At 59.0% G+C, this 13250-nt stretch carries 15 protein-coding genes; 5 read left to right on the forward strand and 10 right to left on the reverse strand.

The genetic code is table 11. The features are described from left to right. Positions 1-78 precede the first annotated feature (78 nt). Together BK670_RS06785 and BK670_RS06790 are read right to left on the reverse strand one after the other, a co-directional pair. A complete protein-coding gene (locus BK670_RS06785; RefSeq protein ID WP_123449138.1) occupies positions 79-1143 on the reverse strand; it encodes an NAD(P)H-dependent flavin oxidoreductase in 1065 nt (354 codons plus the stop codon). Positions 1144-1250: 107 nt separating this feature from the next. After that, positions 1251-3683: an autotransporter gene (locus BK670_RS06790; protein WP_123449139.1), complete on the reverse strand. Its 2433-nt coding sequence runs from the start codon at positions 3681-3683 to the stop codon at positions 1251-1253. 187 nt (positions 3684-3870) lie between these two features. Between BK670_RS06790 and acuI the strand changes: the two genes are divergently transcribed. After that, positions 3871-4854 (forward strand): acrylyl-CoA reductase (NADPH), encoded by a 984-nt coding sequence (gene acuI, locus BK670_RS06795; RefSeq protein WP_123449140.1) that lies wholly within the window; start codon positions 3871-3873, stop codon positions 4852-4854. Positions 4855-4881: 27 nt separating this feature from the next. Here the strand turns inward: acuI and ada are convergent, their stop codons facing one another. The 5 genes from ada to BK670_RS06815 all read right to left on the reverse strand — a co-directional run bounded on the left by ada (position 4882) and on the right by BK670_RS06815 (position 8014). Continuing rightward, positions 4882-5949, reverse strand: coding sequence for a bifunctional DNA-binding transcriptional regulator/O6-methylguanine-DNA methyltransferase Ada (gene ada, locus BK670_RS06800; protein WP_123449141.1), 1068 nt, complete (start codon positions 5947-5949; stop codon positions 4882-4884). An 86-nt stretch (positions 5950-6035) separates the two neighbouring features. Further along, positions 6036-6701, reverse strand: coding sequence for a DNA oxidative demethylase AlkB (gene alkB, locus BK670_RS06805; protein WP_123449142.1), 666 nt, complete (start codon positions 6699-6701; stop codon positions 6036-6038). Between the two features lie 5 nt (positions 6702-6706). Continuing rightward, complete coding sequence (locus BK670_RS06810) at positions 6707-7417, reverse strand: 2OG-Fe(II) oxygenase (RefSeq protein WP_123449143.1); 711 nt, start codon at positions 7415-7417, stop codon at positions 6707-6709. Between the two features lie 92 nt (positions 7418-7509). After that, complete coding sequence (locus tag BK670_RS29590; RefSeq protein WP_185036731.1) at positions 7510-7683, reverse strand: hypothetical protein; 174 nt, start codon at positions 7681-7683, stop codon at positions 7510-7512. A 28-nt stretch (positions 7684-7711) separates the two neighbouring features. Beyond that, positions 7712-8014: a DUF1883 domain-containing protein gene (locus BK670_RS06815; RefSeq protein ID WP_007912251.1), complete on the reverse strand. Its 303-nt coding sequence runs from the start codon at positions 8012-8014 to the stop codon at positions 7712-7714. 210 nt (positions 8015-8224) lie between these two features. Between BK670_RS06815 and BK670_RS06820 the strand changes: the two genes are divergently transcribed. Further along, the gene (locus tag BK670_RS06820) at positions 8225-8581 is read left to right on the forward strand and encodes a hypothetical protein (RefSeq protein WP_123449144.1); all 357 of its coding nucleotides are present in this window, start codon (positions 8225-8227) and stop codon (positions 8579-8581) included. A 71-nt stretch (positions 8582-8652) separates the two neighbouring features. Then, positions 8653-8883 carry a hypothetical protein gene (locus tag BK670_RS06825; protein ID WP_007912247.1) on the forward strand — a complete coding sequence of 77 codons (231 nt, stop codon included), beginning with the start codon at positions 8653-8655 and terminating at the stop codon, positions 8881-8883. 3 nt (positions 8884-8886) lie between these two features. Here BK670_RS06825 and BK670_RS06830 read toward each other — a convergent pair whose 3' ends face one another. Next, positions 8887-9174, reverse strand: coding sequence for a hypothetical protein (locus tag BK670_RS06830; RefSeq protein WP_123375111.1), 288 nt, complete (start codon positions 9172-9174; stop codon positions 8887-8889). 136 nt (positions 9175-9310) lie between these two features. Beyond that, positions 9311-9496: a hypothetical protein gene (locus tag BK670_RS06835; protein ID WP_090283267.1), complete on the reverse strand. Its 186-nt coding sequence runs from the start codon at positions 9494-9496 to the stop codon at positions 9311-9313. Between the two features lie 258 nt (positions 9497-9754). On the opposite strand from BK670_RS06835, the gene galU reads away from it, so the two are divergent. Both galU and gorA read left to right on the forward strand, forming a co-directional pair. After that, the gene (gene galU, locus BK670_RS06840) at positions 9755-10594 is read left to right on the forward strand and encodes a UTP--glucose-1-phosphate uridylyltransferase GalU (protein WP_007912230.1); all 840 of its coding nucleotides are present in this window, start codon (positions 9755-9757) and stop codon (positions 10592-10594) included. Positions 10595-10722: 128 nt separating this feature from the next. Beyond that, positions 10723-12081: a glutathione-disulfide reductase gene (gene gorA / locus BK670_RS06845; protein WP_123449145.1), complete on the forward strand. Its 1359-nt coding sequence runs from the start codon at positions 10723-10725 to the stop codon at positions 12079-12081. Here the strand turns inward: gorA and BK670_RS06850 are convergent. After that, a complete protein-coding gene (locus BK670_RS06850) occupies positions 12078-13094 on the reverse strand; it encodes a DNA-binding protein (RefSeq protein ID WP_123449146.1) in 1017 nt (338 codons plus the stop codon). The genes gorA and BK670_RS06850 overlap by 4 nt on opposite strands. Positions 13095-13250 lie beyond the last annotated feature (156 nt).

A 13250-nucleotide genomic window follows, 5' to 3' on the forward strand; every position in this document is an offset into this window, starting at 1 on the left:
ATATAGCGAAACGCCGCCAAACAGGAAGGGTTGGTTAAAAACGGAGTGAGAACGCGAAAATCCGCACGCGGTGCAGCCTCAATGGCGAGCAAGTTTTGCCAGTGCACCTTCGGCCAATTGTCGGGTCAGTTCAGCGCTACCGAGGTCTTTGCCCAAGGTGAATGCCTGACCGGCCCAGAGGTTGGCAAACTCTGCCTCGTTGATGGCTCGCAGCGGCATCAGCGCGCCCCCGGCCAAAGGGAAGGCCGGTGCTTTCGGCGACATCGGCCCCAGTTCACGCATGACGCGGTTGAGAATGCCCCGCGCCGGCCGTCCGGTAAAAATATTGGTGATCGCCGTTTCGCTTTCTTTGGCGCAGCGCAGCGCCTTGTGGTGAGCGGCGCTGACTTTTGCTTCCGGCGTGAATAGATAGGCCGTGCCGACCTGTACCGCTGAGGCCCCTAACATAAACGCCGCCGCCACGCCGCGCGCGTCGGCAATCGCCCCGGCGGCAATCACCGGTACGTGCACCGCATCGACCACCTGTGGCACCAAGGCAAACGTGCCGACCTGACTGCTCAGGTCATCGCTGAGAAACATGCCGCGATGGCCGCCGGCCTCGTAGCCCATGGCGATAATCGCGTCGCAGCCGTTCTGCTCCAGCCAGATCGCCTCATCGACCGTCGTGGCCGAGGAGAGAATTTTCGCCCCGGTTGCCTTGACCCGCTCGAGAAGGGATTTCTCTGGCAGGCCGAAATGGAAACTCACGACTTCAGGTCGAAATTCTTCCAGCACTTCACAGGCTGCCGCATCGAACGGCGCCCGGTTGGACACCGGCGTCGGCGCATCGAAATCAGCGCCCAGCTCGCGGTAGTAAGGCTCCAGCAGCTGCTTCCAGTGACGTGCGCGTTGCTCATCGGCGGCTGGTGGCTGATGGCAGAAGAAGTTCACGTTGAAGGGCTTGTTGGTGTGCTGGCGAATGGTTTTCAGCTCTTCGCGCAGTTGCTCAATGCTCAGCATCGCCGCCGGCATCGAACCCAGGCCACCGGCATTGCACACGGCAATGACCATGGACGAGTTCGTCGCACCGGCCATCGGGCCCTGGATGATCGGCAACTCAGTACCGAGCAGGTCAAGTAGGCGGGTGTCTGGCCATTGGCTCATGCGGGTGATTCTCCGAGCGATGTAGCGGGCAGGGGGGTAAAACCGGTTTTTAGCAGCAAAACCGGACTTGGGGCCAGTTCGAAATACAGAACAACCCGTGCAGTTTTTCAGCGTCGATGAAGTCCGCCGCCCCCTCCAAAAGATCGGTTCATGTTTCGCGACGAGTCATGAAAATTGTTGGTGCGCTGATTGCCGAAGTTACGGGCGGCGGATTCGCGGTTGAGGTTTTGCAACTGGGCATTGTTATTGACGGATGCGGGGCGTGTCGCGCCGCCCTTGACCATGGGTTGCCAGCCATCATCGGTTTTCTTGTAGACATTGCCATCGCGACCGGCATACACGTTGTCGCCGACGTGTGCGGCACCGGCGTTGCGCCCGCGGACAGCGCCATATTGAGTGGTATTGCCAGTGTTTGGGTTATACACCGCACCGCGATTGGCGGTGACCTGCGTGCCGTTGCGAACGTTGCCGGCGGTGACTTTCTGGCCGGCAATCGCTCCTCCGTTCGGCCCGGCGGCTACACCGCTGCGCCCGGCTGCGTAGTCGCCTGTGTAGACGTTGTGTACAGCGCCCCGTTGTCCAGCGGCCGCGATACCGGTGCGTGAGTTATAGGAGGCGCCGACCTGATCTGCCCAGCGATTGCCGGTCCAGGCGTTGTAACCGGCGCCCGCACGACTGACTGTCGCCCGATCGCCCCATTGGTGATAAATATTGCCCGTGGTTCCAGCCCAGCCGCCCGGTCCCCAGGCGACGGCACCGCCTCGGTAGCCATAAGCGGCGCCACCCCAGGCCAGCGGTGCCGGATACAAGCGCGGCCCCCAGGCGTAACCCCAGCCATAGTTGCCCCACCACGGGTACGCACCCCAACCCCAACCCATTGCCACCGTACTGCTGCCCCAGCTCCAGCCAAAACCGAAACCGAAGGTCCAGCCCGTCCACGGTGTATAGCGGATGGCGACGCCGAAACCGTAAGTCACCGGCGGGCCATACCACACGCTACCGACCCAGGGCGTGTAGGGATAACCGGTGCCATACACCACGACGCCGCTTTCCGGGTCCAGATTCGAGCCTTGATAACCGGGCGTGTAGCCGACCACCACGGTGTCGCCGCTGGACTCGTAGACTTTGACGTAGGTGAGGTAATGCATGGGCGAACTCGGCGGGATCGAATAGATCACCGCTGGCACGGAGCTGGCCACCACCCAAGGGCCATTCACAGAGGTGGCGGTGAACCAGATACCGTTTTCCACCGCGTACCAACTATCGTTGTCGACACGGATGATGGGCGTTGCGCTGTTGACTACATATTGCAGCGTTGTGCGGTTGATGGCTTTGAGCTGCGGCTCGCCGTCGAACTGTGGTGCGGTCATTTTTACTGCGCTTTTCTTGATCGCCGACGTCTGCGGAATGGTCGCGGCAATGGCGGCTTCTTTGGCTTGTGGCGTGCCGGCGACCGAGGCTTTGACGTTTTCTTTCGGGCTGTCGTCGGGGATGTTGGCGAAATCTGCCGGCAGTTTGTCGGCCGGGGTAAACGTCCACGGGCCATTCATGTCGGAGGCGCGAAACCAGCGTCCGGAGATCAGCACATAGCTGTTCTGGTCACCGATTTCCTTGAAGATATGCCCGGTGGTATTGGTGACATACAGCAGGCCCGTGCCTTGAATCGGCGACCACTGTGCTGCGCCGTCGGTGACCAGCAACTCAGTGGGCGTGGTAGCGACGAAAATTTTCGGTTGCGGCGGCTTGGCCAGACTGGGGATCTTGTCTTTCGGCTCGCTTTGCCCGGTCAGCAGATCGACTTGTCGACTCTGAATGGCGGCCTGCTTGGCTTTTTCCAGTTCCGCTGGCGGTGAGGCCAGGCGCGTATAGGCGCCATCGAGTTGTTCGGCGACCATCCAGCCATCGAAGACGTGCAGGTAATGCTTGCCTTGTGCGTCCTTCAACAACAGCGGCCGCGTATTGATCACTCGTTGCAGCGCAGTCCCCTCTACTGGTCGGTAGGCCGCGTCGCCATCGATATAGACGAGCAGGGCGGGTGCGTCGGAACTGATGATCGTCGGTGGTGTGTTTTCCAGTGGCGCGCTGTCGGCTTTCTGCTCGGCTGACAGCACGCCGACGGCCGCTTCCAGTTGATCCAGCGAGATGGTTTTTTTACGCTTCTCGGCGTCTTTCTGCAGGGCCGCGACCCAGATATCGGCTTGACTGGCATCGGCCGGGAAATCGGCTTTGATGATTTTGTACTGATCCAGCGCGACCCAGCGCGTGGCCTTGTCGACCAGCGTATGTGCGCTGAATTGCACGATTCCGTAGGTGGATTTGTCATCGGCACCGGTGGCTTCAACGGCCGCGCGGGCATTGAGGGTGTAGCCGTCCCAGCTGTCGAGTTGCGGCTGGTACACGGTGAGTTTTGCTTTGCCGCTGCTGATCACTTGCGGCCAGGTCGGTTCGCTCGGGGCCTCGGTGGCCGGTGCCGCCCAGGCATTTGCGAACGCCGCCAGGCACAGCATCAACAGCAGTAAAAGCCAGCGCGGGTAAGACATTGTCAGCTCCATCGACAGGCCGATTTCTGAAGGAAAAACGGCGAAACCACGACCGTCGAAAAAGCATAGACGCCCGCCGTGGAAATACCCGGCTGATTTGCCGATTGGCGCAAAGTCGAATGTGGCAGGGTGTTGCGATGTGGTATTTCAAGCCACGACATTCTGAAAACAGTTATGCGAGGCAGTCATGTTCAACGCCATTGTGATCGACAAAGACGACAGCGGTTACCGCGCCAACCTGCAACAGGTCAACGAAGAGCAATTGCCCGAAGGGAATGTCACCGTGGCCGTCGCGTACAGCACGCTGAACTTCAAGGATGGCCTGGCGATTACCGGCAGCAGTCCGGTGGTGCGCAAGTTTCCGATGGTGCCGGGGATCGATCTGGCGGGCACCGTGGAAGTCAGTTCACACCCCGACTATAAGGTGGGAGATCAGGTGCTGCTCAATGGCTGGGGTGTTGGCGAGAATCACTGGGGCGGTCTGGCGCAGAAGGCGCGACTCAATGGCGACTGGCTGATTCCGTTGCCCAAAGCCTTTACGGCGGCGCAAGCCATGGCCATCGGTACGGCCGGTTATACGGCGATGCTGTGCATTCTGGCGCTTGAGCGCAATGGCGTGACGCCAGAGCAGGGTGAGGTGTTGGTCACGGGGGCCAATGGCGGCGTCGGCAGTTTTGCCATCGCGTTGCTGAGCAAGCTCGGTTATCGCGTCGTCGCATCGACTGGCCGGGTTTCCGAGCATGAATATCTGCAACAGTTGGGCGCTGGCGAAATCATTGATCGCGCGACATTATCAGCGCCCGGCAAGCCATTGGCCAAAGAGCGTTGGGCGGCGGTGATCGATTCGGTTGGCAGTCACACACTGGCCAATGCCTGCGCGAGTACTCGCTCTGAAGGAACCGTTGCTGCGTGTGGTCTGGCCCAAGGTATGGATTTCCCGGCGTCGGTGGCGCCGTTCATTTTGCGTGGCGTGACCCTGGCCGGCATCAACAGCGTGACCCAGCCCAAGGCTCGCCGCCTGGAAGCGTGGGAGCGTCTGGCCGAGGATCTGGATTTCTCGTTGCTGGCATTGATCAGTCATGAAATCGGCCTGAGTGAAGCCATCGATGCGGCGCCAAAACTGCTCGCCGGGCAACTTCGCGGACGGGTTGTGGTGGACGTCAATCGCTGACAGCCGCCGACGGGGCGGGACGTCCTCTCAGGATGTCGTCTCGCGCTCAAGCAACTGACGCTTGCGCTCAACGCCCCAGCGATAGCCCGAAAGATTGCCATCGCTGCGCACCACGCGGTGGCAGGGGATCGCCACCGCCAGACGGTTAGCCCCGCAAGCCTGAGCCACCGCGCGCATGGACGTCGGTGCACCGATGCGCTGGGCAATTTCGGCGTAACTCGCCGTATGCCCCGCCGGGATTTCCCGCAGTGCCTGCCACACGCGCTCCTGAAACGCCGTGCCGCGAACGTCCAGCGGCAGATCCAGACCAATCGCCGGGGCTTCGATAAACCCCACGACCTTGGCGATCAGTTGCTCGAAGCCTGCATCGGCACCGATCAAATTGGCTTGGCGAAATTGATCCTGCAGATCGCACACCAGTTGATGCGGATCGTCACCCAACAGAATCGCGCACACGCCACGCTCACTTTGTGCCACCAGAATCGCTCCGAGCGAGCATTGACCTACGGCGAAACGGATGTCGTTGTTCTTCCCGGCAGCGCGGTAGTCGCCGGGTTTCATGCCCAACACATAATCCGCTGACTCATAGAAACGGCTGTTGGAATTGAAGCCCGCGTCGTACAAAGCATTCGTCACCGAACCGCCGTCTGCCAGGCGCTCACGAACTTTGCGCGAACGATGGGCTGTGGCATAGCCTCTGGGCGTCAAGCCTGTTGCGGCTTTGAACACCCGATGGAAATGAAACGGACTCAGGCCGGCGGTTTGCGCCAGTTCGTTGAGCGCCGGCAATGTCTCGGCGGATTCGATATGGCGGCAGGCAATGGCGACGCTCGCAGCATGCTGTGCGGCCACATCACTCTGATCCTTGCTGGCGCGCTTGCTCGGCCGATAACCGGCGGCCTCGGCCTGTTCGGCACTGTCGAAAAACTCGACGTTTTGCGGTTTCGGCAAGCGGGAAAGGCTGCTCGGGCGGCAGTAGATGCCCGTGGTTTTCACCGCGTAGACAAATTGCCCGTCCGCACGCGGATCTCGCGCAACCACGGCGGCCCAGCGTGGGTCGTTTTCGGTCTGGAGGGTTGTCGAAGGCGTTTTCATGGGGGTTAGTCCGTTGGCCTGTTTGACTCAGGTTAACCAGCGTCGCAAGGCGTGACACTCCGGGCCTTGCGGTCAAACTTTGCCGGTTATCCGGCCACGCGAAAGGTCAGATTGATCCGTTGTTCACCCAGGCGCGGATGCCGACCCTGCTTGATCGGCAACACACCGTGATAACGCAAGCGATCAACGCCGCCCCAGACCATCATGTCGGCATGCAGCAAGGCAATGCGCTGGCTCTTGTCGCTGCGACTGAAACCGCCGAACAGGAACATCGCTGGCAAGCCCAGTGACAGCGAAACGATCGGCGCGCTGTAGGCCTTTTCATCTTTGTCCTGGTGCAATGACATCTTCGCCCCGGGGACATAGCGGTTGATCAGGCAGGAGTCTGCATTGAAGTCGGCAAATCCGGCCTGTGCCGCTGCCGATTGCGCCAGTGCCGAGAATACCTCCGGCATCGCTGGCCATGGCCGATCACTGAGCGGGTCGACGCTGGAGTAACGATAACCGTGGCGGTCGGTGATCCAGCCAAGGGCCCCGCAACTGCTGGTGCCCACCGACATGCTGAAACCACCCGGCGTGACCATGTGGCGCAAGGGTGCGGCGGCAAGAATTGCATCCAGCGCCGGGAGAATCTGCTCGATCAGCGGCAGGGCAAAACCATGCAGCACCCAGGATTGCTCGCCAATCTGCTCGGCGCGCGGGCGTTGCTCGGGTTCATGATCGGCGAACAGATCGAAAGTGTTCGGTTGCATGGTGGTCAGGAAGCGTCGTGAAAGATGATGCCTAGGGTATGCCTTTTTCCACTGTGCAGGCGACTGACGCCGTGACGCAGGGTCACCCGATAATCGCCGCGCACGCCTTTGACCGGGCGCTGGTTCACGGCAAATATCACCGCATCACCTTTCGTCAGATCAAGTACGTGCGGGTGAGATTGCATGCGCGGGCGCTGCTCGGTGAGAACGAACTCGCCACCGTTGAAGTCGCGTCCGGGTTCTGAAAGAAGAATCGCCACTTGCAGCGGGAAAACCGATTCGCCGTAGAGGTCCTGATGCAGGCAGTTGTAGTCCTGCGGGCCGTATTGCAACAGAAGAGGGGTAGGGCGTATCTGGCCGGCCGCATGGCAGCGCTGAAGAAATTCGGCGTGGTTCAGCGGAAAACGTTCAGGCAGGTGCATGCGTTCATACCAGCGATTGGCCAAGGGGGCCAGGCGCGGATACAACGCGCAGCGAAGGCGCTCTACCGGTGTCGGCAGCGGATAGCGAAAGTATTTGTACTCGCCGCGACCGAAGCCGTGGCGGGCCATGATCACCTGCGAACGAAACGGTTCGGTCTGTGGATACAGCGCACTCAGGTGATCGCAGGTGTTGGCCAGCAGCAGCGAACGGATGATCGCGTAGCCGTCCTGATCCAGTTGCTGCTCAAGGCTTGTCCAGTCGAGCGAATCCAGACAGGAAGGTGACATCGACATGCTGGCTCCTTGACTCACGGTCGAAGCAGTCAGTCTAGGCAGGACCTGGCGGCAGAACACTCCGCCGCTTGCGGTCAAACTCTTGTCGTTGCTTAGAGCGCTTTGCTGACGGCGATGTCACTGATCACTTCGCCCTGGCCATGAAGCTTGTCCAGTTCAGCCTTGGCTTCTTCTTCAGTGCCATTTACCAGCTGCGCGAACTCAAAGCGGCGTTCACCATTGAGTTTGTACTTGATGACATATTTGGTCGTTTGGGCCACGGTCATGCATTCCTTTCTGGTTGGGCGGCGTGTCTCAGCTGAGTTTGGTGCTGGAGCGACGGATGATCTTGATCGAGTGAGTCAGGGTCGGCTTGCGGGTCACGCTGATCGCACGGCGGTTGACGGTGTCGATGGTGATGTTCCAGAAACCGGTGCTTGGCGCGGTAATACGGGCCGGGAAGGTGTCGAAGGCGCCGCCGTGATAGGTGTGACGGCCGCCGTTCTTGAAGCTGCGGAAGTTGGCGTCGTTCATCAGACGGATGTTGCACATTTGCGAGCATTGGATGACGACGATGTCGTCTTCGTTGAGGTGTTCGCGCTGGTGAATGAATTTCATGGGCGCCTCCAGAAGGGCTTTTTCTACAAAATCAAAACGATAGCTTGTCGATTGGCGCAGTTTATCAGCCCGCACGGGTTATTATCTGGCCGTCGGGCGTTGCTTTGACAATTTTGAACAGATATTCGCAATTGGATGCGGGTTAAATGCAGAAGGCCTCGGAGAAAAACGGCATTTGTGCTGTCGGACGGTCTTTAACGGAGGTTTTGTATGAAGTGGGGTGTGGTATGTCTGCCGTTGGTTTTGGCTGTGGGTGGTTGCGCGAGTGTTTCCGAAATCAATGAAACGCTGCCGACCATGAGCGTGATCTCCGGCAAGAAACCCCATGAATATGCCCAATGCCTGGCCGAGAAGCTGGCAAACAGCCGCGGCGCGCTGCAAATGCAGCCGCAAAAGGATGGGGTTCGGGTCATCGTGCCGGGGAAACTTTCCACCGGTGCGGCAGCGGTATTTGATATCGAAGATCGCTCCGGTGGCAGCAGCATCAAGCTGCATGAGCGCATGTCGAATGTGCCGGTGCGTCCTCGTGACGTGCAAAAGGCCGCCAATGCATGTATTTCCGGCTGATAGACTGACAGTCATCAGCACCGATGCCGTCGCAGTCATGCTGTGACGGCATTTTCATTTCTGGAGTCGCGATGAAGCGAGAACAAGTACGGGAGCGCCACGTAGAGGGCTTGATCTCTGCCACCCATGTCATCCAGAACCCGGCGAATCCGGGTGAGTGGATCGTGTTTTTCAAGAAGAGCGCCGGCCGCAGTTACTTTCTGGTAGACGAAAACGACGAAGTCGAATCCTTCAACCGCCTCGACGATCTGATCGAAGTCGTTCGTGGACTTGGGATCAAATTCGCCGAAATTCATATGTAGGGTCTATTTGCAGACCACGACAACGCTGCGGTTTTTGTAGTTGCCGACATCGACGCCCAGGGTTTTGTCACTTTCCTTGGGCTGAGGCGTGCCGTCAGTGCCAACGATGCGATAACCGGTGCCCGCGCAGGACGCATCGGCTTTTTCATAGCAGGTCGCCCAGGAATTGGCTTCGCCGGAGCAATCGATCGACAGCCCCTGTTCACCGTTGTTCAGGTAAGTGGGTTGGGAGGTGGCGCAGCCGGCGAGTGCCAATACCGCAATCAGGGGCAGCCATTTTTTCAAGGTCATGTTCGTGGTCTTCAGCGAGGGGGACTAGACGCTCTGACAGCGCCGGAGTGAAAAGGTTATAGCGTTTGGCCACTTGTTTGTACGTAGGCACAAAAAAGCCCTGCTCAAGGGCAGGGCTGATGCATGTCGCGGCTGATCAGTCCTGATCTTTGCCACGGCGCTTGGCCGATGCTGGTGTGTCGGTGAACACTGCCGCTACATCGGTCGCCATCTGTTCGCTGTCGAAAGGCCCGGCGATGTGTTCGCCATTGGTGGTGGTCAGCGTCCACTTGCCGTCTTTTTTGTCGATCACATACCCGTTGACGATTTTTACCGCAGCCATCTATCTGTCTCGTTCGCTGGTTCAAAGGCGCCATGATACCGGCAAATGCTCGCATTGGGGGGCGATGAGCGTATGGTGATTCAGTTTGTCGACTGCTTTGAGCTACGCTGATCTGGCTGCGCCAAGATGTCGATGGAACTATCGGCGAGAATATTTCTCTATGTTGGCATCGGTTAGCCAGTGCGGGGCATTGTAAGGTGCACGCCGCCTGATTAGACTGCGCCGAAACTCGTACACACAGCCCTTTCAAGGACTTATATGATCAAGAAATGCTTGTTCCCAGCAGCCGGTTACGGTACTCGCTTCCTGCCAGCGACTAAAGCCATGCCTAAAGAAATGCTGCCGGTGGTAAACAAGCCACTGATCCAGTACGGCGTTGAAGAAGCTCTGGACGCTGGCCTCACGGAAATCTCCATCGTGACCGGTCGTGGCAAGCGTGCTCTGGAAGACCACTTCGACATCAGCTACGAGCTGGAAAACCAGATCAAAGGCACCGACAAAGAGAAATACCTGGTCGGCATCCGCAAACTGCTCGACGAGTGCTCGTTCTCTTACACCCGTCAGACCGAAATGAAAGGTCTGGGCCACGCGATTCTCACCGGTCGCCCGCTGATCGGTGACGAACCGTTCGCCGTGGTACTGGCGGACGACCTGTGCGTCAACCTCGAAGGCGACGGCGTACTGACCCAGATGGTCAAGCTGTACAAGCAGTTCCGCTGCTCGATCATCGCCATCCAGGAAGTCGATCCGCAGGAAACCAGCAAGTACGGCGTGATTGCCGGCGAGATGATCCGTGACGACATCTACCGCGTTCACAGCATGGTCGAGAAGCCAAAGCCGGAAGACGCACCGTCGAACCTGGCAATCATCGGTCGTTACATCCTGACCCCGGACATCTTCGACCTGATCGAACAGACCGAGCCAGGCAAGGGTGGCGAAATTCAGATCACCGACGCCCTGATGAAACAAGCCCAGAACGGCTGCGTGATGGCCTACAAGTTCAAAGGCAAGCGTTTCGACTGCGGTGGCGCTGAAGGCTACATCGAAGCGACCAACTTCTGCTTCGAGAACTTCTACAAGACTGGCAAGGCTTACTAAGAGCGCTTGATTGGTTTGTCAGAAAAACCCGCTTCGGCGGGTTTTTTCATTTTGCGCCCCCATATGATTGGCAGCGCTTGCCCAATGGGTGGCTGCAGGTATGCTGATCCCCTGCCGAGGAGATAGAAATGGCCTACGATTTTGACCTTTATGTGATTGGTGCCGGTTCCGGCGGTGTGCGCGCTGCGCGGTTTGCGGCCGGTTTCGGCGCGAAAGTGGCGGTGGCGGAGAGCCGTTATCTGGGCGGCACCTGCGTTAACGTCGGCTGTGTGCCGAAAAAGTTGCTGGTGTACGGTGCGCATTTCGCCGAAGACTTTGAGCAGGCGTCCGGTTTTGGCTGGAGCCTGGGTGAAGCGAATTTCGATTGGGCGACGCTGATCGCCAACAAGGATCGCGAGATCAATCGTCTCAACGGCATTTATCGCAATCTGCTGGTCAACAGCGGCGTGACCCTGCATGAAGCGCACGCGAAGATCGTTGGCCCGCATGAGGTTGAAGTGAATGGCGAGCGTTTCACTGCGAAAAACATCCTGATCGCCACCGGTGGCTGGCCACAGATTCCGGAGATTCCGGGTCGTGAACATGCGATCGGCTCCAACGAGGCGTTCTTCCTCAAGGAGCTGCCAAAACGTGTGCTGGTGGTTGGTGGCGGTTATATCGCGGTGGAGTTTGCCGGCATCTTCCACGGCCTCGGTGCGAACACCACGCTGCTGTATCGCGGCGATCTGTTCCTGCGCGGTTTCGATGGTTCGGTGCGCAAGCATTTGCAGGAAGAGCTGACCAAGCGCGGCCTGGATCTGCAGTTCAATGCCGACATCGCGCGTATCGAAAAGCAGGCCGACGGCAGCTTGAAAGCCACCCTCAAGGATGGTCGTGTGCTGGAAGCGGACTGCGTGTTCTACGCCACAGGCCGGCGCCCGATGCTCGACAATCTGGGCCTGGAAAACACCGATGTGCAGCTCAACGACAAAGGCTTCATTAAAGTCGACGAGCAATACCAGACCAGCGAGCCATCGATTCTGGCGCTGGGCGATGTCATTGGTCGCGTGCAACTGACGCCGGTGGCGCTGGCTGAAGGCATGGCCGTGGCGCGCCGTCTGTTCAAGCCTGAGCAGTACCGTCCGGTGGATTACAAGATGATTCCGACGGCGGTGTTCAGTCTGCCGAACATCGGCACGGTCGGTTTGACCGAAGAAGAAGCGCGCGAAGCTGGTCACGATGTGGTGATTTTCGAAAGCCGTTTCCGGCCGATGAAGCTGACGCTGACCGAGTGTCAGGAAAAGACCCTGATGAAGCTGGTGGTCGACGGCAAAACCGATAAGGTGCTCGGTTGCCATATGGTCGGCCCGGACGCTGGCGAGATCGTGCAGGGCCTGGCGATTGCGCTGAAGGCTGGCGCAACCAAGCGTGACTTCGACGACACGATCGGGGTTCACCCGACGGCCGCCGAAGAGTTCGTCACCATGCGTACGCCGATCGGCGCTTAAGCGTCCTGCGGCTTGGCTGAGTCTGGCGCTGCCGCAACGGTAGCCGCCAGACGCTGGCTTTCCTCCAGGCTTGCCTGAGCCTTGTTCAATTCCTTTTCCAGTGACTGGTTGAGCAACGTCTGCTCATCGACGCTCTGTTTGAGTGTCTGGCTTTCCAGTGTCGCAACGCGCAGGCGTTCCTGGAGGAGGGTGCGTTCGCTGTCGACGCGGGTCGCTTGCTCCAGCAGTTGATCCTGGCGCTGGTTGCTCTGCTTGAGCTGATCCTGCAACAAGCTCAGTTCGCGTTGGGTGCCACGGTTTTCCGTGAGCAGGCGTTCGTTGTCGCGGTGCAGTTGCGTGATTTCGTCCTGACGCACCAGCGCACTTTGCTGCGCCTGACGCAACTCGGCCTGAATCTGCTGCACTTGCGCTTCGTGTCGGCTCTGTTCCTGCTCGCGCTGCTCCTTGGTGGCGTTGCGATAGTGCTCCAGAGCGTCGCGGGCGTGCAGGTGTTTTTCTTCCAGCGAGCGGATCTGCTCGTCCTTGTCCTGCAAGCGCAATTCAAAGTCGGCCAAAGCCTGATTCAGACCGGCGTTGCGGGTTTGCTCGGTCTGCAGCATCGAGCGCGTGTTGTTCAGCGCTTCGGATTCGCGCGCCAGTGCTGCGCCTTGAATGTCGTGCTCGTGTTCGAGCTTTTCCAGTGCCTGACGCGTCTGTTTCAGCTCCGACTCCAGTGCCTCGCGCTGTTCCTCGAACTGCTCGCGGGCCTGCTCGATAGGCTCTTGCGCCTGTTCTTTGAGGCGTTGGGCGAGGCGCGAGACGAGGGCGGTCAACTCGTCATCGATGGGCTCAGCCGAAGCTTCAATGGGTTGGGCGCCGTCATCCAGCTCTTTCAGATAGCGATGGATCGTGGTTTTCGAGCCGGTATTGCCCATCTCGATGCGTACTGCATCGATGCTCGGGTGTTCGCCACGAGCGAGGATTGCTGTGCGCGCGATCTGCACCAGGGCTTTGGTAATGCCGCCACGGGCCATGTGAACTCCTACGGTTACGTACTGTGGTACATGCCACTAAAGTACGCAGTGTACCATCTCAAAAATAAAGATAAACCTTTGATAATCAAGATGCGGGATATACTGGTATTACCCAATGTCAGGCGGCAAAATGCGTCTTTGCATCTCCGCATCAGT

Origin of the sequence: Pseudomonas fluorescens (assembly GCF_003732425.1) — a bacterium.
Classification (GTDB): domain Bacteria; phylum Pseudomonadota; class Gammaproteobacteria; order Pseudomonadales; family Pseudomonadaceae; genus Aquipseudomonas; species Aquipseudomonas fluorescens_BE.

Excerpts from the sequence above, each read along its gene's own strand:
- BK670_RS06785 (WP_123449138.1), bottom strand. The coding sequence starts at position 1,143 with ATGAGCCAATGGCCAGACACCCGCCTACTTGACCTGCTCGGTACTGAG.
- BK670_RS06790 (WP_123449139.1), bottom strand. The coding sequence starts at position 3,683 with ATGTCTTACCCGCGCTGGCTTTTACTGCTGTTGATGCTGTGCCTGGCG.
- acuI (WP_123449140.1), top strand. The coding sequence starts at position 3,871 with ATGTTCAACGCCATTGTGATCGACAAAGACGACAGCGGTTACCGCGCC.
- ada (WP_123449141.1), bottom strand. The coding sequence starts at position 5,949 with ATGAAAACGCCTTCGACAACCCTCCAGACCGAAAACGACCCACGCTGG.
- alkB (WP_123449142.1), bottom strand. The coding sequence starts at position 6,701 with ATGCAACCGAACACTTTCGATCTGTTCGCCGATCATGAACCCGAGCAA.
- BK670_RS06810 (WP_123449143.1), bottom strand. The coding sequence starts at position 7,417 with ATGTCGATGTCACCTTCCTGTCTGGATTCGCTCGACTGGACAAGCCTT.
- BK670_RS29590 (WP_185036731.1), bottom strand. The coding sequence starts at position 7,683 with ATGACCGTGGCCCAAACGACCAAATATGTCATCAAGTACAAACTCAAT.
- BK670_RS06815 (WP_007912251.1), bottom strand. The coding sequence starts at position 8,014 with ATGAAATTCATTCACCAGCGCGAACACCTCAACGAAGACGACATCGTC.
- BK670_RS06820 (WP_123449144.1), top strand. The coding sequence starts at position 8,225 with ATGAAGTGGGGTGTGGTATGTCTGCCGTTGGTTTTGGCTGTGGGTGGT.
- BK670_RS06825 (WP_007912247.1), top strand. The coding sequence starts at position 8,653 with ATGAAGCGAGAACAAGTACGGGAGCGCCACGTAGAGGGCTTGATCTCT.
- BK670_RS06830 (WP_123375111.1), bottom strand. The coding sequence starts at position 9,174 with ATGACCTTGAAAAAATGGCTGCCCCTGATTGCGGTATTGGCACTCGCC.
- BK670_RS06835 (WP_090283267.1), bottom strand. The coding sequence starts at position 9,496 with ATGGCTGCGGTAAAAATCGTCAACGGGTATGTGATCGACAAAAAAGAC.
- galU (WP_007912230.1), top strand. The coding sequence starts at position 9,755 with ATGATCAAGAAATGCTTGTTCCCAGCAGCCGGTTACGGTACTCGCTTC.
- gorA (WP_123449145.1), top strand. The coding sequence starts at position 10,723 with ATGGCCTACGATTTTGACCTTTATGTGATTGGTGCCGGTTCCGGCGGT.
- BK670_RS06850 (WP_123449146.1), bottom strand. The coding sequence starts at position 13,094 with ATGGCCCGTGGCGGCATTACCAAAGCCCTGGTGCAGATCGCGCGCACA.